This window comes from Pseudomonas sp. DSP3-2-3 (assembly GCF_049898225.1).
Classification (GTDB): Bacteria; Pseudomonadota; Gammaproteobacteria; order Pseudomonadales; family Pseudomonadaceae; genus Aquipseudomonas.
In genome coordinates this window covers 1-24,529 of sequence record NZ_JAFCXH010000010.1, presented here as the reverse complement: position 1 = coordinate 24,529, position 24,529 = coordinate 1, and the positions used below count along the sequence as shown (strand labels likewise).

Genomic DNA, 24,529 nt, shown 5'->3' with positions numbered 1-24,529 from the left:
GCTTCAAAAATCGCACTCACTTGCAGCTTGAGGCTTGAGGCTTGTAGCTGAGTACTGTTAGCTTGCCCGCACAGGGCCATAACCCCCCCGCGGATTGTTACCAAAATGAATCGAAACCAACTGCGCAAGGCCGACATCAACCTGATGGTGGTGTTCGAGACTTTGATGCAAGAGCGCAACGTGACCCGCGCCGCCGAAAAGCTGTTTCTCGGCCAGCCGACCATCAGCGCCGCGCTCAATCGACTGCGCGCCTTGTTCAACGATCCGCTGTTTATTCGCGTCGGGCACCGCATGGAGCCGACTGCACGCGCCCAGGAAATCATTCTGCATCTGTCGCCGGCGCTGGACGCCATGTCCACGGCCCTGAGCCTGAGTCATGACTTCGATCCGGCCAGCAGCAATATGACTTTTCGTATCGGCCTGTCCGACGACGTCGAATTCGGCCTTCTGCCGGCCATGCTGCGCGCCATTCGTCAGGAAGCACCGGGCGTGGTGATCGTGGTCAAGCATGTGGATTACTGGAATATTTCCGAACTGCTGATTTCTGGGGAAATCACTGTCGGCGTCTGCCTGACCAGGGAGCTGCCGGCCAATGCCAAGCGCAAGTTGCTGCGCACCATTTATCCCCGCGTAATACGCGCTGACAAATCGTCCACGCCACTGACGCTGGATGAATACTGCTCACGACCGCATGTAGTGGTGTCACATGTGGCCAACATCAGCAGCTTCGCCGATGAGTGGCTGAGCGCGCTGGGCCGCAAACGGCATGCGGTGTTGGCGATTCCGCAATACAGTACGTTGCCGGCCTTGATGGCCGGGACTGACCTGCTGTCGAATATGCCGAGTTACACCGCCAGTGCGATGAGTGCGTTGGGATTGGTGCATGATGAACCGCTGCCGTTCATTACTCCGACCCTGGACCTGTCGATGGTCTGGCTCAGCGTAATGGACACCGATCCGGCCGAGCGCTGGCTGCGTCGGCGGCTGGAAGACTTCATGGGCGAGGCCTCGTCGGCGCCCGCCCATTCCGTCAATCAGACTTGAATCAGCCGAAACGCCCGGTGATGTAGTCTTCAGTCTGGGTCTTGGAAGGCTTGGTGAAGATGGTGTCAGTGTCGCCGTGCTCGATCAGCTCGCCCATGAACATGAACGCGGTGTAGTCCGAACAGCGCGCCGCTTGTTGCATGTTGTGGGTAACGATGATGACGGTGAACTGTTCCTTCAGCTCGGTAATCAGCTGCTCGATGCGCCCGGTGGAAATCGGGTCGAGTGCCGAAGTCGGTTCATCCAGCAGCAGGACCTGTGGACGCAACGCGATGGTGCGGGCGATGCACAGGCGCTGCTGTTGACCACCGGACAGGCCGGTAGCGCTTTGCTTGAGCTTGTCTTTGACTTCGTCCCACAGCGCCGCGCCGCGCAGGGCCTGTTCAACGCGATCTTCCATCTCACGACGCGAAAGCTTTTCGTGGTGCTTGATGGCGTAGGAAATGTTGTCGTAGATCGACATTGGAAACGGCACGGGCTTCTGGAACACCATGCCGACATGACTGCGCAGGCGGTTCATAGAGTAGCTCGGGTCCAGAATATTCTCGCCATTGAGCAGCACTTCACCCTTGGCTTCCTGCTTGGGGTACATCGCGTAAATACGGTTGAAAACCCGCAGCAAGGTCGATTTACCGCAACCCGAAGGACCGATGATCGCCGTGATGCGTTTTTCCGGGATCACCATGTCGATGGATTTCAGGGATTTCTGGCCGCCGTAGAAAAACTCCAGGCCACGGACTTGAATCTTGGTTTTTTCATTGGCAAGGGAAAGGTTATTCATCATGACGCCCTATTGCGCAAAAGAATTAAGCGGGAAGCAAGACTGAGGAACAGCACGAACAAGGTCATGACCAGAGCACCTGCCCAGGCCAGAGAGTGCCAGTCATCGAACGGGCTCATGGCGTACTGGAAGACCACCACCGGAACGCTGGCGATCGGCTTGAGCAGATCGCTGCTCCAGAACTGGTTGCCGAAGGCGGTGAATAACAACGGCGCGGTTTCGCCGGTGATACGTGCCAATGCCAGAAGAACCCCGGTAACAACGCCCGCCTTGGCGGCGCGCAGGACGATCTGCAAGGTCAGCTTCCATTGCGGAACACCCAATGCCAGCGCGGCTTCACGCATGGTCGAAGGTTGCAGTTGCATCATTTCATCGGTCGTTCGCACCACCACCGGAATCACCAGCAACGCCAGAGCCAGGGCACCGGCAAGTGCCGAGAAGCCAACCTGATGATTGGTAATAGCGTTAAGCGGCAGTACGACCACGGTGTAGACGAACAGACCGAGCACAATTGACGGTGCCGACAGCAAGATGTCGTTGATGAAACGCACGGTATTGCCCAGCTTGGTATATCGGGCGAATTCGGCCAGCCAGATGCCAGCCATCAAACCAATCGGCGTACCGATCAGCAGACCGATGCCAGACATCAAGACACTGCCGTAGAACGCGTTCGCCAGGCCGCCTTCGGTGCCAGGCGGTGGTGTCATGCCGGTGAACAGCTGCAGGTTCAGGGCATCAATGCCCTTGATGATGGTGGTCAACAGAATCCAGACCAGCCACAACAGACCAAATGCCGTGGCGCCGCAGCTGAGCACCATCGCAATTTTGTTCTTGAAGTTGCGGGCACGGTAAATGCGCTCGCTGCCTGCCATGTCCTTACTCATAACCCCTCCTTGCGTGACAGACGAGACAACATCAGACGTGCCAGAGCCAGCACGATGAAGGTGACGACAAACAACAGGAAGCCAAGGGCGATCAGGGCCGAACGGTGCAAGTCGGTGTAAGCCTCGTTGAACTCGTTGGCGATCACCGAAGCGATAGAGCTGCTCGGCATCATCAGCGAAGCAGAGAACTGATGGGCGTTGCCCAGTACGAAGGTCACCGCCATGGTTTCACCCAACGCGCGACCCAGACCGAGGAACACACCGCCAACTACTGCTGAACGCGTGTACGGCAGAACGATGTCCCAGACCACTTCCCAGGTCGTGCCGCCCAATGCATAAGCGGACTCTTTCAGGGCGGTCGGTACGGTGCGGAAGACTTCCTGCATGACGGAGGTAATGAATGGCGTAATCATGATCGCCAGTACGATACCTGCCGTGAGCATGCCGATACCCAAGGGCGGGCCCTGAAACATCGGGCCGATCAGCGGCAATGCACCGAGGTTCTCGGTGATCCAGGGCGACAGGTGTTCAGCCATGAACGGGCCGAATACGAACAGGCCCCACATGCCGTAAATGATCGAAGGAATCCCCGCCAACAGTTCGATGGCCGAGGCAATGGGCATCCGCAACCAGGGCGGCGCAACTTCGGTCAGGAAGATGGCAATGCCGAAGCTCACCGGTACGGCGATCAGCAAAGCCAGAAATGATGTCACCAGTGTGCCGTAGATCGGAACCAGTGCGCCGAATTTACCGGCGTTCACGTCCCATTCGGTACTGGTCAGAAACTCAAACCCGAAAGTTTGAAATGCCAGACTGCCCCCCCAAAGGGTCGACAGGGCAATACAACCCAGCATTGCAAGCACCAGCATGGCAGCTGCTTGTAACGACCGCTTGAACCACAAGTCATGGCGGTGATCCCGCTTGGCGCGCTTCTCGCCCTCGGATTCAACTTCGGTGACGTTAGCGGACAGGTATTGGGTGTTTTCAGTCATGTTGGGTCCACTCGCAAGGAAAAGCCCCTGTCACCGGGCCGATATCGCGACACGATGACAGGGGTGTACGGGCCTGGAACGCTTACTTGGTGAATTCCGCTTTCCAGTAGCCTTCTACGCGGTCAACCAACGACTTGGGCAGCGCAACATAGTCCAGCGACTCGGCTTGTTTCTGGCCGTTCTGCAGGGACCATTTGAAGAAGTCGAAAGCAGCTGCGCTTTTCTCTTCGTTCTTGGCTTTTTTGTACATGATGATCCAGGTGGTGGCCGTGATTGGCCATGCAGCTTCACCTGGAGCGTTGGTCATGATCAGGTTGAAGTCTTTGGCGCTTGCCCAATCGGCGGTGTCGGCAGCTGCAGCAAACGCCTTGGCGTCAGGCTTGATGAACTTGCCGGCAGCGTTTTTCAGCTGGGTGTAAGCCAGTTTGTTGGTAACGGCGTAGGAGTACTCAACGTAGCCGATCGAACCCTTGATCTGCTTCACGTAGGCAGAAACACCTTCGTTACCCTTGCCACCCACACCGGCTGGCCAAACCACTGTCGAACCAAACTTCAGCTTCTCGTTCCACTCCGGGCTGACTTTGCTCAGGTAGTTGGTGAAGTTGTAAGTGGTGCCCGAACCGTCCGAACGGTGAACGACGGTGATCAGGGTATCTGGCAGTTTCACGCCGGAATTCAATTCAGCAATGGCTGGATCGTTCCACTTCTTGATATCGCCCATGAAGATCTTGGCGATGGTTGGGCCGTCCAGCTTCAGCTCGCCGCTTTCCACGCCTTCAACGTTGACGATTGGCACGATACCGCCGATCACGCTTGGGAACTGACCCAGGCCGCCAGCTTGCAGGTCATCTGCGGACATCGGGGCATCGGATGCGCCGAAGTCAACAGTGGCTGCCTTGATCTGAGCGATACCGCCGCCCGAACCGATGGACTGATAGTTGATGCGGTTGTCCGCGGTTTTGCTGTAGTCCTGGGACCACTTGGAGATAACCGGAAAAACGAAACTCGAACCAGCGCCCGTTACGTCAGTCGCATGGGCCATACCGCTCAGGCACAGCGAAGCGATCAGAAGCGACAAGCGTTTTTTAGTCAGCAGTATCACGGCAATACCTCAACAAGAGAATTTTGGTGGCCCATCCATGGGAAGGCCCGATGCGGATTTAATCCTTGGAATGTTGCGGTTTAATGACAATCAGTCGAGTTGTGTCATTTTCGCGATTTTTTGTAGGCGATGTCTTACGCGCCAAAAACCGGAAACCCCCGGATTCAGTCAATGAATACGGGGGTTTCCGGGTTTTTAAGACAAGGAAAAAAATAAAGGCTCAATGCCACTACCGCCGACACACACCGTGGGAGCGAATTTATTCGCGAAGAGGCCAAAGACGGCATAACGATATCACTGCCACCCCGCGAATGCCGTCCCGGATAAATCCGGTCCCACGGTTATTACGCGTCCCACAATGGACAAGCCTTACTCCCCGTAAATATCAAAATCAAAGTACTTCAGGCGAATTTTCTCGTAGGTGCCATTGGCGCGGATTGCGGCAATCGCTTGATTGAAGCGGCCAGCCAACGGGTCGTTCTTGCGCACGGCGACGCCAATGCCGGTTCCGAAGAACTGTTCTTCGGTGAACGTCGGACCAACGAACTGGTAATCCTTGCCTTCGGGTTTCTTCAGCAAACCTTCATCGATGGCCACGGAACTGGCCATGGTCCCATCCAGTCGGCCGCCCAGCAGGTCGAGGAACACTTCATTCTGCGAGCTGTACGGCACCAGTATCGCGCCCTGCGGGACGAATTTTTCAGTGGCGTAGCGCTCGAAGTTGGTCGCTCGCTGCACGCCGATCCGCTTGCCTTTGAGCTGCGCCGGCACATCAGTGATGCCGCTGTCCTTACGCACCACCAGGCGCGCCGGAATTCGATAATAGCGGTCGCTGAAGTCCACGGACTTCATGCGCTCCGGCGTCATCGACATTGAAGAAATGATCGCATCGACCTTCTTGACCTTGAGGGCGGGAATCAAACCGTCGAATTCGTTTTCCTTCCAGACGCATTCAACTTTCATCTCTGCGCAGAGCGCCTGGCCGATGTCGTAGTCGAAACCGACGATCTGGTTATCCGGTGTCTTGGACGCGAACGGCGGGTAAGCGGCTTCGATACCGATACGCAGCTGCGGCTCGGCGGCCTGGACGTTGACGGCCAGCGCCAGGAGTGAGACGAGGCCGAGTTTGATTGCGGTGTTTTTCAGGTTCATGCATGGCTCCAGACGATGTTGTTCAAATCGGTCACGCCCGGGAAAGGATCGTGTCCGTTATTGGCAGCAGCAATGTGAACAGCGGGAGTGAGCGCTCTGTTGGCGCCCTACTCCATGAAAAGCAAACGTCAGACGGCGGCGGTGACGATCAGCTCCAGCAGGATCTCCGGGTCGTCGAACATCACCTGTGCAGTAGCGCGCGCCGGGGTCTGCGTGGCGTCCACCCAGGCGCTCCAGGTTTCGTTCATGCCGGCGAAATCAGCCGTCATGTCCTTCATCCAGATCTGCACGCTGAGCAAACGGCCCTTGTCGCTGCCGGACGCCGCCAGCAACTCGTCGACGCGCGCCAGCACCTGGCGGGTCTGACCGCGAATGTCCTGGGTGCAATCAGCTGCAACGATGCCGCTCAGCCAGGCCACGCCGTTGTGCACGACGCTTCTGCTTAATCGCGGGTTGCTTTCAATGCGGTGTATGGGGGTACTCATGGGAAACTCCTTATTAAGGGGTGGTATTAATTGGTGACTGGCTCTCAGTGGAAGGCTTTTCACCGGCCAATTGCATGAGGGTGATGGGTTTGAGCGGCGAGCGAATTCGGTAGTAACCCACTTGCGCAGGACTGACGCGGCGCCGCTCGGCAATGATTTCGGTAACCGTCAGCCCGCACATCCGCCCCTGACAAGGCCCCATGCCGCAGCGCCCGAATGCCTTGGTCTGATTCGGGCCCAGACAGCCCAGATCGACGTACTGGCGAATCGCACCGGCGCTGACTTCTTCGCAGCGGCAGACCGTGACGTCATCGCCAGGAATGCGGTTTTCCGCTTGCGGGCGATACAGTGCGTCGATCAAAGGACGGGCCGCGCTCTCACGATTCAGGGCCTGTCGCCAGGGTTTGGCCAGACGCTTCCATTGCGCCTGATCAATGCGCTGCTGTTGATAGGCAATCTCCAGGGCTGCAAGACGACCTTGCGATCGCGCAACGCTGGCGCCGCCAATCGCTCCGCCATCACCGGCGATGAAGACGCCCGGCAGGCTGGTCTGCCCCTCGGCACCACGGCGTGCAATCCAGCAGGCCTGTTGCTCGTTCCAGTCATGCTCGACCCGCAAGGACCAACTGATCTGGGTATTGGGCACCACGCCCTGATGCAGCAGGATCAACGAAGCCGGTAGCGTCCAAGAACGGCCGGCGCAGTCGAAGCTCAAGCCTGTCGCGCGGCCTTCGCCCTCGACACGCAGCTGGCGCGCGCTGCGGTAATGTCGGATGCCCATGCGTTTCACTTGCGCCAGCAGGCGCAGCCCTTTGAGCAAATCCCGCCAACCGCGCAATGCGCCGGGTAGTTGCCGCCAGCTGCGCACTGCATCGCCGTGACCACTGGTATCGACCAGCGCCTGGATGGTGATTCCGGCGCGTACATATTGCACCGCCAGCAAATACAACAACGGGCCGCAACCGGCGAGCACCACAGGCCCGGCCGGAATCAACGCGCCACTCTTGAGCAGGATCTGTCCCGCTCCAGCGGTCATGACCCCGGGCAAGGTCCAGCCTGGAATCGGCATCGGCCGCTCGTACGCCCCTGTGGCAATCAACAGATGGCGCGCCTGCACGACTTCGGCACGGCCATTGATCAAGTAATGCACGTGCCGTTCCGGCGTGATTTGCCATACCGACGCGTCAGGGCGGTAATCCACGGCGCTGGCCATGAATGCTTCGGCAAGTTCCCTACCGGCTATGTAGTCGGCACCGAGTACGGCACAACTGCGCGCGTCTGCGCTGCGAATATTGCGGTAAATCTGTCCACCAGGGCTGGCCTGTTCATCCAGCACAACGACCCTCAGGCCCAGCCGTGACGCTTCGATGGCTGCACTCATCCCGGCGGGGCCGGCGCCGATGATCAGTAAATCCACGACCTGATCATTCATCTTCGTCGCTCCAGGGCAGCAAGTCCCGAGCGCCGGCCTGAACCCGCACGCTCATGCCGGGCCGCACGGCAGTCAGACAGGCCTGACAATTGGCCAGCCCATCAATCTCCACCACACATTCGAAACAGACACCCATCATGCAATAAGGCGCGCCGGGCCTGCCGTTGATGGCACTTTCCCGGGTCTGGTGGACGCCGCTTGCCAGTAACGCGGCCGCCAGGGACATGTCGCCGGGCACTGACAACGGTTGCCCGTCGAACTGGATATCGACACGGCCGGCCTCGCTGTCGAGACTACGAAACAACGCTTCAGTGAGCATGACTTACCTCGCGGGTGCCGCTGAATCGGGCAAGGCCGAATGGCTGAATCGGCTGTTCATCGCCCTGCCCTGCTATCCATGGGGCGAGCCGCAGCACATGCGCGGCGGCCAGCGTGACGCCGCTGTGACAACTGACCACAAAGGCGCCCGGGCAAGTCGTCGGTGAGTCATAGATCGGAAAACCGTCGGCGCTCAATACCCGCAGCGCGCCCCAGGCCCGGACCAGCCGCACCTGACCCAGGCGCGGAAAACACTGCACACCGCGTCGGGCGATATCGCCCATGACATCGCTGCTGGTGCTGTCATCAAAGCCCACCGATTCCAGGGAATCGCCCAGCTGCACGGTGCCTTCGTCGGTTTGCCGGACGTAAGTGGTGGGGTAATGCAAAAACGGCTTGAGGCGTTCAGTCACCAGAATCTGCCCGCGATTGGGCCGCACCGGTACGTCCAGACCCAGCTCGGCGCCCAATGGCCGATTGCCCAGTCCCGCAGCCAGCACCAGTTGCCTGCTGTGAAAACGTTGCGCGCCTGCCGCAACTTCGAAACCTTCGGAATACTGACCGATGGCATCGACATGCTGGCCGCTGATGACCCTTACTCCGCGCAATTGACACGCGGCATACAAGGCGCGCAGCAGCTTGAGTGGATTGACGTGGCCGTCCATTGGCGAAAAACACGCGCCGACGACCTCAGGACCAATGCCCGGCAAACGCCGGCGCAATTGTGCCGGGTCCAGCAGCTCGAAGGGATAATCGCCGTTGAAGGCCTCGCGCAGCCATAGCAGACGGCGGGTTTCCTCGGCCATTTCCTCATCGCTCAAACACAGCTGGAAACCGCCGGGCTGGCGCAGGTGAATCTCGATTCCGGTATCGGCACGCAGCGCTGCATCCAATTGCGGCCATAGCGCCACTGACTCGCGAGTCCACCGCGCATAGGGACTCATGTGGTAGCCCTTGCTCTGGACCCAGAGCAGCCCGAAGTTGCCGCGCGCGGCGCGAAACGCGTCGTCGCCTTCGTCCAGCACGCAGACCTGACGGCCCAGCAGAGCCAGTCCATACGCAATGGACATGCCTACCAGCCCGCCTCCCACGACAATTACATCAGCTTTATGCATAAGACCCGCTTTCATCTGTTGCGGCTCGATCCGTCAATGATCAGGCCGTCTTTATTCGATGAAAATGATCCTAGAAGGCTGACGCGTGCTTTAAAAATGCTTTATTTTCGTTCGACCATGTTTTTTTGTTATGGGTTGATCAATATGAATCTGCGGCAACTCGAAGCATTCCGCGCGGTGATTCTCGGCCAGACCGTGACGCGCGCCGCAGAGATGCTGCATATCTCGCAACCTGCGGCGACTCGCCTGATCGCCACCCTTGAAGATGACATCGGCTTTGCGCTGTTCGACCGCATCAAGGGTCGCTTGCAGCCCACTGCCGAAGCCATGACGCTGTATCAGGAAGTGCAAAGGTCACTGATCGGGGTCGAGCGCATCGCGCGCACCGCCCGGGACATCCATAACCTCAAGCGCGGCGCGCTGCAGATCGCCTGCGCGCCAGCCATGGGCTTGTCTTTCTTGCCGCGAGCCATTGCCGGGTTTATCGCCGAGCATGATCAGGTGCAGATTTCCCTGGTGGTGAATTCGTCGCGGGAGGTGATCGATCTCGTAGCCAGCCAACGCTGCGATCTGGGCATCATTGTCCTGCCCAATACCTATCCAAGCCCCCGAGGCGAGAAGCTGCTGGCAACTCGAATGCTGTGCGCGGTTCCCGCAGGGCATCGTCTGCAAGACAAACCGCTCATCGTGCCGCAGGACCTTGAAGGTGAGGCCTTCATCTCATACCCGCACGCCATTGGCTCGCGGCAACAGATTGATACGATTTTCGCGACGCATAACGTCGAGCGCCAACTGCGCCTGGAAACCCAGCTGTCGCTGCCCATGTGCGGGTTTGTCGAGCAGGGTCTGGGCGTCGCGCTGGTCGATGCGATCAGCGCTGTGGAATATCGGGGAAAAGGCATTGTATTCAAAGCCTTCGAGCCGGCAATCGAGATGGATTTCTGCATGCTGTTGCCGGCACACGGCGAAGCTTCGCGCCTGCAAGACAGCTTCCTTGCGCACATGCATGCCTTCATCAAAAGGGAGATTCCCGAGATCTATCGTTTCTGATGCGCTGCCGTTGGTCGGGCGCAGCGGCACCTACATCGTGAGTCAGGCAACCAAACAGATGTATGGCCCCAATAACAATGGAGACTCACATCATGTTCAACAAAAGACTGAGCGCCCTCGCCCTGTGCGGGTTGCTGGCCACGGCTGCGGGTACGGCATTTGCCGGTTCGACCGGACCGACCGACCCCGTGGACAACGCGCCGAAAGTGCCTCTGGAAAAAAACACCGACGGCACTAATCCCGGCGCCAAAGGCACCAGTCCCGGCGTGAAAGGCATGGACCCGGAACCCGCCAACAAAGGCATGGACAGCGGCACCGGAACCGGCGGCGGTATGAGCAACAAACAAGGCATGGGCGGCGGTGGTGGCGGCGGCGAAGGCAGTAGCGGCGGCGCAGGTGGCAGCGGCGGAAGTGGCGGAAGTGGCGGCGGCAGTTAAGCGTTGAACGACCGCTGCCTTGCATGCAGCACATGACGAACAAGCCTTTGCAAAGCGTTGCATCGGCTTGTCATGCCCGACATGACAGCTAGTGTTCAGCCCCGCTGAACGCGCGTTCAAGCGTTGCGATATCGAGCTTCTTCATCTGCAGGATCGCCGTCATGACGCGGTCATTCTGACTGGCATTGCCGCTGCCGATCTTTTCCAGCAACAGGCTCGGCAAAATCTGCCAGGACACGCCGTACTTATCCTTGAGCCAGCCACATTGCTGGGCATTCGGGTCGCCATCTGCCGAGAGCCGATCCCAGTAGTCATCCAGTTGCTCCTGGTTTTCACAGTACACCTGCAACGATATCGCTTCGTTGAAGGTAAAGAGCGGCCCGCCGTTAAGAGCAGTGAACTGCTCCCCGCGCAACTCGAATAACACTGACATTACCGACCCGGCCGGTCGACCATGCACCTCGAAGCCGGCTTCGCCATAGTGGGTGATGCCGAGAATCCGCGAGTCTTCGAAAATACCGGTATAGAACTCGGCAGCCTGCTGCGCCTGATCATCGAACCACAGGCAGGGACTGATCAGTTGTTTTATAGCCATGAATATTCTCCGGAAAAGCGTGACGCCCAACGCCACGTACTTGATTAATCGATCCACGATGCCCGGTTTCGACATCGCTGCAATCAACGGCGGGAACCTCGATCATTGAGTGTCCATAAAGATGGAATGCGCCGTTTCAAACCTGAAACAACCAACTTTCAAAACAAGACATCAACTAACAAAACAACTTACCAATCGTCAGAAACAACCGCCTATAAGCACTTGATTTAGCCGCTCAAGTGGCGATTTGATAGGTTGCTATTATGCTTGGCTTCTTGCGGGCAAACTCTGGAAGCCACGTTTATTGATACGGGCATAGCAATTCAAATCCCCAAAGGTAAAGCCATCATGAAAGTGATTACTATCAGTTTGATTGCAATGGCAATTACGGTGGCGGCTACTCAAACAGCCGCGGCGGAAGCGTTTGTCAGCGATCAAGGCGAAGCAAAAGGCTTCATGGAAGACGCCAAGGCCAATGTTCTACTGCGCAACTACTACTTCAATCGCGACGGTAAAAATGGCATCGGCGATCGAAGAGACTGGTCGCAAGGCGTATTGGGTGATTTCTCCTCGGGGTTTACCCAAGGGACAGTCGGTTTTGGTGTAGATGCCTACGGCTGGTTCGGTTTAAAACTGGATGGCGGCGCTGGAACGTCAGGCACCGGCAACATTCCGGTAGACAGCGATGGCAGCCCGGAAAGCAGCTTCAGCAGTGCCGGTGGTGCACTCAAAGTGCGTTTCTCCAAGACCCTGCTCAAGTGGGGCCAGATGCAGCCAACCGCGCCGGTGTTCGCAGCAGGCGGCACCCGGTTATTCCCCCAGACGGCGACCGGGCTGGCTCTGCAAAGCAGCGAAATAAGCGGACTGGATCTTGAGGCTGGCCACTTCACAGCCGCCAACGGACCGCAACATACTGACTCTGATGGCGAAATTTTTGCGACCTACGCCGGGGTAACCGCCAACAGTGTTGATTATGTGGGTGGCAAGTACGCACTTACCGATACCCTCTCCGTTTCGCTGTATGGATCGGAGTTCGAAGACATCTGGCGGCAATACTATGCCAACGCCAACTACACCCTGGCGCTGGCCAACGATCAATCGATGGTCTTCGACTTCAATATCTATCGCACTAACGATGAAGGCCAGGCCAAGGCTGGCGATATCAATAACACCACCTGGTCACTGTCGGGCGCGTATGCATTCCTGGCGGGCCACACCTTTACACTCGGTTATCAACAAGTCCACGGTGACGAACCGTTCGACTATGCAGGCTTTGGTGATAACGGGCCTGGTTCGAGCGCGGATTCCATCTTCCTGGCCAATTCGATTCAATATTCGGACTTCAACGGTCCCGGTGAGAAATCCTGGCAGGCGCGTTATGACCTGGCGATGAGCGCCTACGGTGTTCCCGGTTTGAGTTTCATGGCGCGTTACGCCGACGGCAAGGACATCGACGGCACCAAGATGGCACTGGACAGCCCGTATCGCGCTTATGGTTACGGTGAAGACGGCAAACATCACGAAACCAACCTGGAAGCCAAGTACGTCGTCCAGCAAGGTCCGGCCAAGGATCTTTCCGTACGCCTGCGTCAGGCCTGGCATCGTGGCAATGCCGATCAGGCCGAGGGTGACCAGAATGAATTCCGGGTGATTGTCGATTATCCGATTTCGATTCTTTAGCTGGCCGTCACTCTTACGGAACTCGTTGGAGCGAGGCTTGCCCGCGAAGACGTCATTTCAGGCGATAGAAATGTCGACTGCACGACCGATTCGCGGGCAAGCCTCGCTCCAACGGGCAGAGATTTGGGGCAAATATGAAACTGCATTTCACACCGGTAACCGAGCCTCACACTCCTGCACAACCTCCCACTGCACATAACACACCACCAACGGCATATCATGTTCCGCGCAGAAATCCAGCCAGCGCAGTTGGTTGTCCTGCAAGCGGTCGCCGGGGCCTTTGACTTCGATCATGCGGTAGCGACGCTGCTCCGGGAAAAACTGGATCAGGTCGGGCATGCCGGTACGATTGGCCTTGATGTCCAGCAGCAGGCGGCGAAACCAATGGCGCAGATGCTCGACCGGCAAGCACAGCAAGGCCTGCTCCAGCAGTTCCGGCGTCAGCGCGCCCCAGAACACGAACGGCGATTGCAGGCCGAACTTGCTGAGGTAGTGCTCACGAATGGTGACCTGCCAAGCATCGCAGTTCAGCTGCGCCAGACACGCCTCGAACAATGCAGCGCGGCGCTGATAAAAATCCGGGCTGTGCAAATCCGCAGGCCCGCTGTGGAACGGATGGAAGAACGCCCCCGGCAATGGCGCAAAAATCGCCGGCCAGCACAGCAGGCCGAACAGCGAATTGATCAGGGTATTTTCCACGTAATGCACCTGGCTGCCCTCCTCGGCCAGATGCAGCTGAATCAGTTGCTCGACGCGCAAATCCGGGCGTGGCGCAACGCATAGATCGAGCCGTTGCACATCGCGTACCACGCGCCGCTGCTTGCTGGCCACACCCAGCTTGCGTTGCAGACGCGGAAAGATGCGCAGCACATGCTGTTTTTCCGCGTCGCTTTCCGGGGCCGCCTGCGCCTGCTCCAGCAGGGTCATGGCCTGTGCATACTCGGCGCTGCGTTCCAGTACGCGAATGCGCCGGGAGCGCGCTCCGGGATATTGGCTTTGTTCATAGACGCGCAACGCCAGCGGCCAATCCTGTGCCCGCTCGGCCTGCTGCCCGATCTGAAACAGCAACTTGCCACGACGCATGCTCAACCAGGGGTTGGCCGTATTGATCGCGATGGCCGCGAGCGCCAGTTCCGCCAGATCGACAGCTTCTTCCAGACCCTGACGACACAAGTGCAGGGCCAGGCAGGTGTCGATATCCGCACGCTCGGCGATGCCTCGGGACTCTGTGGAGAATTCGACTTTCTCATAGCGGTAGATGCCCAGGTCGGCCAGCACGAACTCGGACCATTCCTGGTACAGATTGCCGAAGTACAACAGCCGCAGCCGGTCGCAGATCGGCATGACGGTCAGCTGGAAAACCTTGTCGTCGATCGCTGCGAACCATTCGTCCAGCGCCTGCACCGACTCATGCAAGGGCTGCAATCGGGCCAGCAGCTCGGTTTTGCGTTCGGCGCCTTTAATCCCGTGATCCTTGAAACACTGGCTCAGCTCCGCCTTGCGCAACAATGCGAAGAGTTGTTCGAGGCTCAACGCCGGCCGGGGATCGACCCAACCAGCCTGCAACAAAGGCGCAACCGCCAGATGGGTATCGCCGATTTCTTCGTAACTAAGCTTGCTCGCCCGGAACAACAGGCCCTTGCGCATGACCATACGCACCAGCAGGCCTTGTGCAGGTTGCGGCAACGCCTCGAAGGTGCTGATGAAATGCCGTTCCTGTGCATCGAGCAAATCGTCATAGCGCACGGCGATCCAGGCCAGGACCTGCCGAAAGTTATCGAGGTAGTAAAAAGGGTTTTCCAGTTCTAACGTAGGCACGGCCAGGTTCACGCGTGGGAAGTATCGCCCAAGGATACTGGTTATCCGTACAGATTCCAGCCTGGTAGACTGCGGCCGGATAAATGGTGGCGATACAACGCCCGGATCACGGTGAGTCAGCCCCCGCGCAGGGTATAGAATCCCCCGATGCGACTGGCTCATTGGAGAACGCCATGCACATCCGTACTGCCCCGCAGATTTATCTGGCCGGTTTTGACGTGTTCCGTCAGGACGCCATCGAACACGGCAACTACCTCAAGGCCCTCTGTAGCGCCCACGGCCTGGAAGGCTTGTACCCATTCGACAACGAAGTCGTCCCGCAGCTATCGCCTGAGGCAACCGCCAGCATGATCTGCTCGATGAACATCGCCATGATCCAGCGCTGCTCGGCGGTGCTGGCCAATCTCAATGTATTTCGCGGATTGGAGCCCGACTCAGGCACGGCATTCGAAGTGGGCATGGCGGTCGCGCTGAACAAGCCGGTGTGGGCGTATTTCGAGCCGGTGGCATCGTTGCGCGAACTGGTGCCCCATGATCACAACGGCTGCGATGCCGACGGCTATGTGGTGGAGGATTTCGGTCTGCCGCGCAACCTGATGATGGCGTGCACCTGGGCCGGAGCCAGCTCGACCGTGGAGCTGGGCGTTGAGGCGTTGTCGCTGTATCTGGCGTCAATTCAGCGATGAAGACCCAACATCGCTGCCGAAGATCGGGTCCAGCTTGTCCGAGTCGCTGAATTCATCCAGCCCCAGTACATCCAGATCCAGATAACCTTCCGGGTCGGTATCTTCGTCGGCATCGGCGTCATTGAGAGGCGACTGATCACCGCCAAAATGGTGATCGCCGCTGGCGAAAAGCGGCATCAATGCCTGATGGCTCAGCGAAGGTTGGTGGCTCTGCATCGTGTCTCGCTCCTGATCATTTTCCTCGATCGAAGGTGCCGTTCACCCCCGTATGAGCCACAGGCTAACCCAAGGCGCGCAGAAATGGAGCCACCCGCATCACGTCCAGCTCAAAAATTCCCCGCTGCTGTCGCGCAACATCTGCACCATGGCCTGGGCCGCAGGCGACAGATAGCCACCCTTGCGCACCGTGCAGCCGATGGTGCGCTTCATCGTTGTGTGTTCCAGCGCCACTTCGCGCAAGCGTTGCATATTGTTACCAAACTCCAGAGTCTCCCGGGCGGTGAAGCTCAACAGGCTGGTGCGCTCGATCAAGCCCGGCAACAGCGGAATGGAGTTGGCCTCGATCTGTACCACCGGCAATGGCAGACGCTGGCTTAGAAAAGCTTCGTCCAGCCATTTGCGCGAAGAAACCCCCACCGGCGGCAGTACCCAGCGATACCTCGCCAGGTCCTCCATGGTATAGCGGGTCTTGAAAATCGGATGATCCTTGCTGGCGATGACCACCGCCTCGTCCTTGAGGATTGCATGACTCTCGCACTGATCGTCATCGGTGATCAGCGAGCAGATGATCATGTCCAGCTGCCCGGAACGCAGCGACTCGCGCAACAGGTCATCCTGGCCAATGACCATTTTCAGGGTGATATCCGGCGCCCGTTGCAGCAATGCCGAGGTCAGCTTCGGCAGCAGGTATTCGGCCATGGTCGCTGCGCAGCCCAGACGAATGTTACCCACGGCGCCGCTGGCAAAATCCCGCACCTCGCGCTGGGTCTGGGCGATGCTTTGTTGCAGGACCTTGCCCCGCGCCTGTAGCAACTCACCTACCGGCGTCAGCTTGATGCGTCGGCCGTCGCGCTGGAACAGCTTGGTACCGAATGATTCCTCCAGGCGCTGGATGCTTTTGGTCAGCGCCGGCTGGCTGCGGTTGAGCTTTTGCGCAGCTCGGCCCAGGTGGCCCAGCTCGGCGATCGTTTCAAAATAGGTGAGATCACGGAGATCCATAATTCATCAACCAAAGTTATCAATTCATGATTATTAGAAAATAGACTTGATCGGTTGCAGTGTCGATACTTGCTGGCACTGGATGCCTCGATGAGCGTCTACCGTTACGGGAGTTCTCCCTTGCTGCGCGCACCACGCTTTTCCCTGCACACCCTCCCGCCCACGCTGCAATGGTTCGGCTTGATCCTGATCGCCGGAGCAGTCGGGCAACTGCTGATGTATTGGCAAATCCCCGCTGCGCTGTTTCTCGGCCCGATGCTGGTCGCTATTGGTTTCGGCGTTTCCGGGGCCAGCATTCGCATGCCCAAGATTGCGTTTCAGCTGGGTCAGGGCACGGTAGGTGCATTGGTTGCGCACTCGATGAGCATGGCCGTGGTGGTGACTGTCGTGCAGTCCTGGTATGTGATGCTGTTCGCCACCGTGCTCATCGTGCTGCTCAGCGCTGTGGTTGGCTTGGCGTTGGTACGCTATGCGGGCATCTCCGGCAGCACGGCCGCCTGGGGCACTTCGCCGGGTGCGGCATCGGCAATGGTCGCCATGTCCGAGGATTACGGCGCCGACTCCCGCGTGGTTGCGACCATGCAATATGTGCGCGTGGTCTGCGTGGTCACGGTTGGCGCGCTGGTCAGTCGTCTGATTGGCGTGGAAGGCGGCGGTACCCAGGCCCATGCACGAGATATCGCAGTGGAAGGCCTGAACCTGCTGAATTTCGCCCTGAGTCTGGGCGTGATCGTTTTCGGTATCTTTGTCGCCAAACGCATGCCCGCCGGGGCGTTGATGGGGCCGCTGTTGATCGGAGGTGCGCTGCAATTGAGCGGGGTGCTGCAAATCACCTTGCCGTCGTGGATGCTCGCTTTGGCTTATGGCGCTATCGGCAGTTATGTTGGCTTGCGTTTCGATCGGCCAACGATCAGCTATGTCTGGCGCCGCTTGCCGGCAATGATTGCGGGCTCGTTGCTGCTGATCGTGCTGTGTGCTCTCTCCGCCTGGTTGATCGCCGTGATGCTCGACAAGGATTTCCTCTCGGTTTACCTGGCGACCAGTCCGGGCGGACTGGATGCCATGGCGATCATTGCCATCGATACCCACTCCGATGTTGGCTTCGTCCTGGCCATGCAAACCCTGCGCTTGATCGGAGTCATCCTCACTGGCGCTTTCTTCGCTCGGCAGATCATTCGCCTGACCACACCAAAAACTGCGCAAGCCCATTGAAAACGCATTGAATCTCTTGTCCACGGACCTCTCAAATAGCTATCGGCTGCTGCACCTGAGAGGAACGCCCCTGTGGATCCGCTTAAAATCGCTACCTTCAACATCAATGGAATCCGTGCCCGCCTGCCGATCCTGCTGGAATGGCTGGACCGTGAGGCTCCCGACATCGTCTGCCTGCAAGAACTCAAGGCGACCGACCTGGCCTTCCCCATCGGCGATATCCGCGACGCCGGGTACGGCGCAATCTGGCACGGGCAAACTTCCTGGAACGGCGTAGCGATCCTCGCCAAGGGTATGGAACCGCTGGAGATCCGCCGTGGTCTGCCGGGCAATGAAAAAGACAGTCACAGTCGCTATCTGGAAGCCGCCGCCCATGGGGTGATCGTGGGTTGTCTGTACCTGCCCAACGGCAACCCGCAACCGGGGCCGAAGTTCGACTACAAACTGGCGTGGTTCGAAAAGCTCATTGCCCATGCCGCGTCGCTGTACACCAGCGGCCATCCGGTGGTGCTGGCCGGTGATTACAACGTAGTGCCGACCGATGACGACATCTACAACACCCGCTCATGGCTCAAGGACGCGCTGTTGCAGCCGGAAAGCCGTGAGTGCTTTCAACGCCTGCTCGATCAGGGCTGGACCGATGCCCTGCGCGCGCAGTTTCCGGATGAGCGGATTTATACGTTCTGGGACTATTTCCGCAATCACTGGAAGACTAACTCGGGGCTGCGAATCGATCATCTGCTGCTCAACGCCGAAACCAGCGCACGCCTGACCAACGCGGGCGTCGACCGCTGGCCCCGCGACCTGCCCCACGCCAGCGACCATGCGCCGACGTGGGTTGAGCTGGATATGGGGGATTGAGATCCGTTGGAGCGAAGCTTCCCCGCGAATCGGAGTTCCGATCGACATATTCATCGGCTGAACTGACGCATTCGCGGACAAGTCCGCTCCCACATGGACGGCGCTGAACCTGTAAGAGAGGACTGGTCCTCGAAAAGGGCAGCTACGGTTTGCACCCTGCCGCCTACCCCATCGCCGCCAATCCCGTCGTCAAACTCGGCGCCAATGGCAGCAGCGGCAGGACCGTCGCCTGATAGGCATGATACAGATCCGGTTTGCCGCTCCAGATTTCAGCGCTGGGCTGGTTTTGCGGGTTGAGTTCGTGGTGCCAGCTGCCCTGCTCGTAATCGATGAACAGGGTTTCGTTGAACTCCCAGAAACGGCGATACCAGTCTTCATACTGTTTGTCATCGGTGCGCTGCAACAAGGCTGCGGCAGCGGCGGCCGCCTCGCAATGCACCCAATGCAGACGATGACGCACCACCGGGCGATTCTGCCAGTCCAGGGTGTAGACGATGCCCGGCAAGCCATCGACTTCCCAGGCATTGCGGCAGGCGTTGGCGAACAATTGCTGCGCATCTTTCAGCAGCCAGGCCGGGGTGGGCAAATGCGCCCGTTGCCGTGCCGCTTCCAGATGCAACAACAGGCGCGCCCATTCAAACGCATGGCCCGGCGTGGTGCCGAACGGGCGAAAGCCGTCGGCGGGATTGTCCTGGTTATAGTCGGGCAGCGGTTCCCAGCGCTGGCTGAAGTGCTCGACCACCCCAAAATCATTGGCGGCGGCGTGGCCGTGAATCACCCGTTCGACGATGCGCAGCGCACGATCCAGCCATTGCGCGTCGCCGGTCACATCGGCCAGGGCCAGAAACGCTTCGGTGCTGTGCATATTGCTGTTGGCGCCGCGATACTGCTCTTCGGCGCTCCAGTCCTGCGCGAAAGATTCGCGCATGCTGCCTTCTTCTTCGCTCCAGAAGCGGTTCTGGATAATCTGGATCGCGTCCGACAACAGCTCTTGCGCGCCCGCCCGCCCCGCCACCACAGCGGAGCTTGCCGCCAAGGCGACAAAGGCATGCAAGTAGGCTTGTTTGTCAGTGTTGGAACCCTCATCAAGCGGCCCGCTGAACCAGCCACCGTGCTCGGCGTCGCGCAGTGGCCCGGCGAGTGCCGCAATGCCGTGATCGACCAATGCCGCGCAACCGGGTATGCCGCGCACATGGGCCATGGCGAAACTGTGAGTCATGCGGGCGGTATTCATGGTTTCAGCGCGGGCGTCGGCTGGCAGTGCGCCGCGTGCGTCCAGATTGCCGAACCCTTGAGGCAGGCGCGAAGCCTTGGCGAAACTCAGCAGGCGGTTGCCTTCGCGAGCCAGCCATTCATGGTGGGCCGGCGCGCGCAGCCAGCTGCTGAAGGTGTGATTTTTATTGTCCATGGAAGCTGTTTCGCCTCTGTCGATAGTCCGGGGGCCGGGATGATCGGCCGTGGCGAATCATGCCCGGCCCGGACGGCCAGCGGCAAGCTGTCCAGCAATGGACAGCCCGCCGTCACACCTCGACAGATGAATAGTGCGTCAGACCTTGAAGCGCGCCACTACCGCGTTCAACTCCACGGCCAGACGCGACAGCTCATGGCTCGACGCACTGATCTGATTGGCGCCGTTAGTCGACTGCATGGACAGATCACGGATATTGACGATATTGCGATCAACTTCGCGCGCCACCTGCGCCTGCTCTTCGGCAGCGCTGGCGATGACCAGATTGCGCTCGGAGATCTGATTGATCGACGCGGTGATATCGGTCAACGATTCGCCCGCGCCTTGCGCCAGCGACAGGGTTTCGCCCGCCCGCTGACTGCTGGTCTGCATCGATTCGAGTGCCTGAGCGGAACCACTACGCATCGCCGTGACCATCTTGTCGATTTCCAGTGTCGACTGCTGGGTGCGGTGCGCCAGGGCCCGGACTTCATCAGCTACTACGGCGAAACCGCGTCCCGATTCACCCGCGCGCGCTGCTTCAATGGCGGCATTGAGCGCCAGAAGGTTGGTCTGCTCGGCAATCGAGCGAATCACGTCCAGCACCTTGCCAATATCCTGGGACTGATCCGCGAGGTTCTGCACCAGTTTCGAGGTTGCCTGGACGTTATCGGTGAGGGTCTGGATCGACTGCACCGTGTCCACTACCCGAGCCTGCCCGGCCTGGGCCGAAACGTTGGACTGGTTGGACGCATCGGAAGTCGACACCGCGTTGCGCGCCACCTCTTCCACCGCCGAGGTCATCTCATTGATGGCGGTGGCTGCCTGATCGATTTCGGCGTTCTGCTGGTGCAGGCCACGGTAGCTGTCTTCGGTCACCGAATTGAGCTCAGTCGCCGCCGACGCCAGTTGGGTCGCCGAGCTGCCGATATGACGCATCGCCGAACGCAGATTGCCCTGCATTTTTTCCAGCGCGGCCAGCAGACGCGTGACCTCGTCATTGCCAACCACGTGAATGGTTTGCGTGAGGTCGCCAGCGGCGACACTTTCGGCGGCGATCACGGCGGTTTGCAGCGGACGCACGATACTGCGCGTCAGCCACAAGGCCAGGCCGATGGTGCCCAGGCCAGCAATGATCACAAAGATCAGGACGATGGTTTTCGATTTGCTGTATTGCGCCTCGGCAGCCTGGCCTTCGGCATCGACCTGCTTGACATAGAATTCGCCAAAGTCACTGAGTTGTTTGCCGGAACCGTCGACGATCGGTTTCATGTCCACCAGCAGCAGCTTGTTCAGCGCGTCACGGTCGTTTTGAGCCGCCAGAACGAATGAACGCTCCAGACCTTTCTGATAATCACCCAACGTGATGCGGAACTGATCGTTGAGGACCTTTTCTTCCGGGGTGTCGACAAACGCGCTCAACGTGTCCAGTTTTTTATTCAGGTCCTGGTTGCGCACATCCAGCTGACCGCGATAGGTCGGGATATTCTTTGGATCAGGGTCCAGCGCCATGCGCAGCGAGATAGTGCGGATACGCAGCATGTTCTCCCGAATATCGTTGACTACCCGCATGCTCGGCATCCAGTTGCTTTCGACGGCCAGTTCGCTCTGGCGAATCGCCGACATCTGCGCCAACGCAAACCAGCCCAGCAATGCAACCAACAGGGAAATCAGGGTGAAGCCAAGGCCAGCGCGGCGGGCGATGGTCAAATTGCGTAGGTTCATGGCCGGGAGCTCTTGTTATTAAGAAGGGTTATCAGCAAAACAGGACTTGGCAGGCTTAAATTGTCCGACAACTTCAGACGCTATCGACTTGGCGATGCGCTTCTTGAGTGCTCCTGAGTAACAATTCTTTCATCTAAGCAAGATTTGTCCGACGAACGCAGACACCCAATCCGCTATCCGCTTGTCTAGAACCTAAGTGCCTGGAGTTTTCATCAGCATTCAGGCGCGTCTTGAGGAGGTTTTGTCATGCATCTGGAAGGTTCGTGCCATTGCGGTGAGGTCGAGTTCAGTCTGAACAGCGCCCATCCGTACCCTTATCAACGTTGTTACTGCTCGATCTGTCGCAAGACACAAGGCGGTGGCGGCTATTCGATCAACCTCAGCGGCGACGCCAAAAGCCTCAAGGTCAAAGGCCGCGAACACATTGCGATTTATCACGCCAGGATGCGGGAGAACCATCATGTGCATACCAGTGGTGCCGAGCGGCATTTCTGCAAACTGTGCGGCAGCGGATTGTGGCTGTTCAGCCCCGAATGGCCCGAGCTGATCCATCCATTTGCGTCGGCTATCGATACACCGCTGCCGACGCCGCCGGAACATACCCATCTGCTGATTGATTCCAAGGCGTCGTGGGTGGAAGTGCAAGCCCACGAAGGCGATAAGCTGTTCGATGGCTTTCCCGAAGAATCCATTGCCGACTGGCACGAGCGCCTGGGTCTGGTCCGCTGAGGAGAACGCCATGGCCCTGCATACCGTCGCCCGTTTTGCTGATCTTGCCAAAGATCGCGGCAGCGAAATCAAGATCGGCGAACAGACCATCGTCCTGGCGCGCATGGGTGAGCAAGTGCGCGCCTATCAAGGCAAATGCCCGCACGCCGGGGCACCACTGGCCAAAGGCGCGATTTGCCACGGCAGGCTGATTTGCCCCTGGCACAAGGCGATGTTCGAGCTTGAGGACGGCAGCCTGAACGAACCTCCGGCGCTGGAAGGTTTGCGGCGTTATCCGGCGCAAATTGTGGACGGCATGGTCGTGGTCGATGATCAACCGATACCTGCACCGGCTCTGGACGGCAGCGCCGATAAGCGCCGGTTTGTGATCATCGGCGCAGGCGCTGCGGGCATTGCCGCCGCCAGTGCCCTGCGGGAAAAGGGGTTTGGCGGGGCCTTGATCCTGATCGATGCAGAAGCCCAGCCCGGATACGACCGCACCGCATTGAGCAAATTCGTGATTTCCGGGGATATGCCCCCGGACGAAACACCGCCGCTGCGGGACGAAAGCTTCTATCGCGAACAGCACGTACAACGCGTCCATGCCAGGGTCGTTTCTCTCAAAAGCAGCACCCGGCAGGTGATTCTGGACGACGGGCAAACGCTGAACTACGACGCCGCCCTGATCGCCACCGGAGGCAAGCCCAAAGCCATTGATTTACCCGGCGCCGATTTGCCTCAAGTGCTGCCGCTGCGCTCCCGCGACGATGCGCGTACTGTGCTGTACGCAGCGCAACCGGGTTCGAAGGCGGTGATCATCGGCGACAGTTTTATCGGACTGGAAGCAGCCTCGGCCCTGCGCAAACGCGGGCTGGAAGTCACGGTACTGGCCCGCCATGAAATCCCGTTTCAGAAACAGTTCGGCGAACGTATCGGCAAAGCGCTACGCGACTTGCATGAGCAGCGTGGCGTGCTGTTCCGCACCCATGTCGAGGCCACTCATTTCGAGGGCGATCAAAACCTGGAAAGTGTGCGACTCAACAACGGTGAGCAACTGGCTGCGGACCTCGTTCTGGTGGGAGTTGGCGTCAGCCCGGTGACCGACTTTGTCGAGGATATCGAGCGGGAAGAGGATGGCTCGCTGCGTGTCGATGGCGGCATGCAACTCAGGGACGGTCTGTGGGCGGCCGGCGATATCGCCACCTTCCCGCTGGCCGACAAACCCCTGCGTATCGAGCACTGGCGGCTGGCACAACAACAAGGCCGCATCGCCGCACTCAACATGCTGGGCGGCGCTGAACGCTACGCCGACGTGCCGTTCTTCTGGACCTACCACTTCGGCAAACGCATCGACTACCTCGGTCACGCCGAGCAGTGGGATGACATTGTTTATGTCGGCGAACCGGAAAAATTCGAGTTCGTCGCACTGCTTTGCCAAGGCGAAATCGTCCAGGCAATCGTCGCCTGTAAATACGAACGCGCTGTAGCGTTGTTGGCCGAGCGAATGAAACAGCCGTTGTCGGTGCAGGAAGCATTGCAGTTGATTGAGGCCTGCCAGTGATGACTTGTGGGACCGGATTTATCCGGGAAGACGGCATTCATTAGACGCAAATGCATCGGCTGTATTGTCCTTTCGCGAATGAATTCGCTCCCACAAATTCTGCGTAGTGAAGTGCGCCCCAAAAGTTGGACAGCTGTTGATTAGGCTATCGCGGACTGGGCCCTGTACGCTACAGGGCTTAGCCCGCCCAGCTTCATCTTGATTCGATCATAGTTGTAATAACGGA

The 24,529-nt window shown here is 58.8% G+C and carries 25 protein-coding genes and 1 pseudogene; 9 read left to right on the top strand and 17 right to left on the bottom strand.

The window, feature by feature from the left end:
• Positions 1-105: 105 nt before the first annotated feature.
• Positions 106-1,044 carry a LysR family transcriptional regulator gene (locus ACP7E4_RS13430; protein WP_426114341.1) on the top strand — a complete coding sequence of 313 codons (939 nt, stop codon included), beginning with the start codon at positions 106-108 and terminating at the stop codon, positions 1,042-1,044.
• A 1-nt stretch (position 1,045) separates the two neighbouring features.
• Here the strand turns inward: ACP7E4_RS13430 and pstB are convergent, their stop codons facing one another.
• From pstB to ACP7E4_RS13385, 9 genes are all read right to left on the bottom strand, one after another.
• Positions 1,046-1,825, bottom strand: coding sequence for a phosphate ABC transporter ATP-binding protein PstB (gene pstB, locus ACP7E4_RS13425; RefSeq protein WP_426114339.1), 780 nt, complete (start codon positions 1,823-1,825; stop codon positions 1,046-1,048).
• Positions 1,825-2,709 carry a phosphate ABC transporter permease PstA gene (pstA, locus tag ACP7E4_RS13420; protein WP_426114337.1) on the bottom strand — a complete coding sequence of 295 codons (885 nt, stop codon included), beginning with the start codon at positions 2,707-2,709 and terminating at the stop codon, positions 1,825-1,827. Before pstA ends, pstB begins: the two co-directional genes overlap by 1 nt.
• Positions 2,706-3,701 carry a phosphate ABC transporter permease subunit PstC gene (gene pstC, locus ACP7E4_RS13415; RefSeq protein ID WP_426114335.1) on the bottom strand — a complete coding sequence of 332 codons (996 nt, stop codon included), beginning with the start codon at positions 3,699-3,701 and terminating at the stop codon, positions 2,706-2,708. Before pstC ends, pstA begins: the two co-directional genes overlap by 4 nt.
• An 82-nt stretch (positions 3,702-3,783) precedes the next feature.
• Complete coding sequence (pstS, locus tag ACP7E4_RS13410; RefSeq protein ID WP_426114333.1) at positions 3,784-4,803, bottom strand: phosphate ABC transporter substrate-binding protein PstS; 1,020 nt, start codon at positions 4,801-4,803, stop codon at positions 3,784-3,786.
• Between the two features lie 369 nt (positions 4,804-5,172).
• The gene (locus ACP7E4_RS13405) at positions 5,173-5,955 is read right to left on the bottom strand and encodes an ABC transporter substrate-binding protein (RefSeq protein ID WP_426114331.1); all 783 of its coding nucleotides are present in this window, start codon (positions 5,953-5,955) and stop codon (positions 5,173-5,175) included.
• 128 nt (positions 5,956-6,083) lie between these two features.
• Positions 6,084-6,440 carry a RidA family protein gene (locus ACP7E4_RS13400; protein WP_426114329.1) on the bottom strand — a complete coding sequence of 119 codons (357 nt, stop codon included), beginning with the start codon at positions 6,438-6,440 and terminating at the stop codon, positions 6,084-6,086.
• A 13-nt stretch (positions 6,441-6,453) separates the two neighbouring features.
• Positions 6,454-7,872 carry an FAD-dependent oxidoreductase gene (locus ACP7E4_RS13395; RefSeq protein WP_426114327.1) on the bottom strand — a complete coding sequence of 473 codons (1,419 nt, stop codon included), beginning with the start codon at positions 7,870-7,872 and terminating at the stop codon, positions 6,454-6,456.
• On the bottom strand, positions 7,865-8,191 hold the full coding sequence (locus tag ACP7E4_RS13390) for a (2Fe-2S)-binding protein (RefSeq protein WP_426114325.1): 327 nt from the start codon (positions 8,189-8,191) through the stop codon (positions 7,865-7,867). Before ACP7E4_RS13390 ends, ACP7E4_RS13395 begins: the two co-directional genes overlap by 8 nt.
• A complete protein-coding gene (locus ACP7E4_RS13385; RefSeq protein ID WP_426114323.1) occupies positions 8,181-9,305 on the bottom strand; it encodes an NAD(P)/FAD-dependent oxidoreductase in 1,125 nt (374 codons plus the stop codon). The genes ACP7E4_RS13390 and ACP7E4_RS13385 overlap by 11 nt, the downstream gene beginning before the upstream one ends.
• Positions 9,306-9,449: 144 nt before the next feature.
• Here ACP7E4_RS13385 and ACP7E4_RS13380 point away from each other — a divergent pair, with 144 nt between their 5' ends.
• Positions 9,450-10,355: a LysR substrate-binding domain-containing protein gene (locus ACP7E4_RS13380; RefSeq protein ID WP_426114321.1), complete on the top strand. Its 906-nt coding sequence runs from the start codon at positions 9,450-9,452 to the stop codon at positions 10,353-10,355.
• Positions 10,356-10,447: 92 nt separating this feature from the next.
• Complete coding sequence (locus tag ACP7E4_RS13375; RefSeq protein ID WP_426114319.1) at positions 10,448-10,792, top strand: hypothetical protein; 345 nt, start codon at positions 10,448-10,450, stop codon at positions 10,790-10,792.
• 88 nt (positions 10,793-10,880) lie between these two features.
• Here the strand turns inward: ACP7E4_RS13375 and ACP7E4_RS13370 are convergent, their stop codons facing one another.
• Positions 10,881-11,387, bottom strand: coding sequence for a VOC family protein (locus ACP7E4_RS13370; protein ID WP_426114317.1), 507 nt, complete (start codon positions 11,385-11,387; stop codon positions 10,881-10,883).
• A 348-nt stretch (positions 11,388-11,735) separates the two neighbouring features.
• On the opposite strand from ACP7E4_RS13370, the gene ACP7E4_RS13365 reads away from it, so the two are divergent.
• Positions 11,736-13,067 carry an OprD family porin gene (locus ACP7E4_RS13365; RefSeq protein WP_426114315.1) on the top strand — a complete coding sequence of 444 codons (1,332 nt, stop codon included), beginning with the start codon at positions 11,736-11,738 and terminating at the stop codon, positions 13,065-13,067.
• 147 nt (positions 13,068-13,214) lie between these two features.
• Here ACP7E4_RS13365 and ACP7E4_RS13360 read toward each other — a convergent pair whose 3' ends face one another.
• Positions 13,215-14,885, bottom strand: coding sequence for a VRR-NUC domain-containing protein (locus ACP7E4_RS13360; protein ID WP_426114313.1), 1,671 nt, complete (start codon positions 14,883-14,885; stop codon positions 13,215-13,217).
• A 173-nt stretch (positions 14,886-15,058) separates the two neighbouring features.
• Here ACP7E4_RS13360 and ACP7E4_RS13355 point away from each other — a divergent pair, with 173 nt between their 5' ends.
• Positions 15,059-15,571 carry a nucleoside 2-deoxyribosyltransferase gene (locus ACP7E4_RS13355; protein WP_426114311.1) on the top strand — a complete coding sequence of 171 codons (513 nt, stop codon included), beginning with the start codon at positions 15,059-15,061 and terminating at the stop codon, positions 15,569-15,571.
• On the opposite strand, the gene ACP7E4_RS13350 is transcribed toward ACP7E4_RS13355, so the two are convergent.
• A complete protein-coding gene (locus tag ACP7E4_RS13350; RefSeq protein WP_426114309.1) occupies positions 15,557-15,787 on the bottom strand; it encodes a hypothetical protein in 231 nt (76 codons plus the stop codon). The two genes, ACP7E4_RS13355 and ACP7E4_RS13350, sit on opposite strands and share 15 nt — an antisense overlap.
• 99 nt (positions 15,788-15,886) lie before the next feature.
• A complete protein-coding gene (locus ACP7E4_RS13345) occupies positions 15,887-16,789 on the bottom strand; it encodes a LysR family transcriptional regulator (RefSeq protein WP_426114307.1) in 903 nt (300 codons plus the stop codon).
• 90 nt (positions 16,790-16,879) lie between these two features.
• On the opposite strand from ACP7E4_RS13345, the gene ACP7E4_RS13340 reads away from it, so the two are divergent.
• Both ACP7E4_RS13340 and ACP7E4_RS13335 read left to right on the top strand, forming a co-directional pair.
• A complete protein-coding gene (locus tag ACP7E4_RS13340; protein ID WP_426114305.1) occupies positions 16,880-18,001 on the top strand; it encodes an AbrB family transcriptional regulator in 1,122 nt (373 codons plus the stop codon).
• A 72-nt stretch (positions 18,002-18,073) separates the two neighbouring features.
• A complete protein-coding gene (locus ACP7E4_RS13335) occupies positions 18,074-18,862 on the top strand; it encodes an exodeoxyribonuclease III (RefSeq protein ID WP_426114303.1) in 789 nt (262 codons plus the stop codon).
• Between the two features lie 163 nt (positions 18,863-19,025).
• On the opposite strand, the gene ACP7E4_RS13330 is transcribed toward ACP7E4_RS13335, so the two are convergent.
• The 3 genes and pseudogenes from ACP7E4_RS13330 to ACP7E4_RS13320 form a co-directional block, all read right to left on the bottom strand.
• Positions 19,026-20,270: an AGE family epimerase/isomerase gene (locus ACP7E4_RS13330; RefSeq protein WP_426114301.1), complete on the bottom strand. Its 1,245-nt coding sequence runs from the start codon at positions 20,268-20,270 to the stop codon at positions 19,026-19,028.
• A gap of 138 nt (positions 20,271-20,408) precedes the next feature.
• Complete coding sequence (locus ACP7E4_RS13325) at positions 20,409-21,248, bottom strand: methyl-accepting chemotaxis protein (RefSeq protein WP_371106422.1); 840 nt, start codon at positions 21,246-21,248, stop codon at positions 20,409-20,411.
• Between the two features lie 18 nt (positions 21,249-21,266).
• Positions 21,267-22,034, bottom strand: a pseudogene (locus tag ACP7E4_RS13320) (MCP four helix bundle domain-containing protein); the annotation flags it as partial.
• Between the two features lie 246 nt (positions 22,035-22,280).
• On the opposite strand from ACP7E4_RS13320, the gene ACP7E4_RS13315 reads away from it, so the two are divergent.
• A complete protein-coding gene (locus tag ACP7E4_RS13315) occupies positions 22,281-22,763 on the top strand; it encodes a GFA family protein (protein ID WP_426114299.1) in 483 nt (160 codons plus the stop codon).
• A 10-nt stretch (positions 22,764-22,773) separates the two neighbouring features.
• On the top strand, positions 22,774-24,303 hold the full coding sequence (locus tag ACP7E4_RS13310) for an FAD-dependent oxidoreductase (RefSeq protein WP_426114296.1): 1,530 nt from the start codon (positions 22,774-22,776) through the stop codon (positions 24,301-24,303).
• Positions 24,304-24,443: 140 nt separating this feature from the next.
• Here ACP7E4_RS13310 and ACP7E4_RS13305 read toward each other — a convergent pair.
• On the bottom strand, positions 24,444-24,529 hold an 86-nt coding region (locus tag ACP7E4_RS13305; protein ID WP_426114669.1), incomplete at its 5' end, for an IS3 family transposase.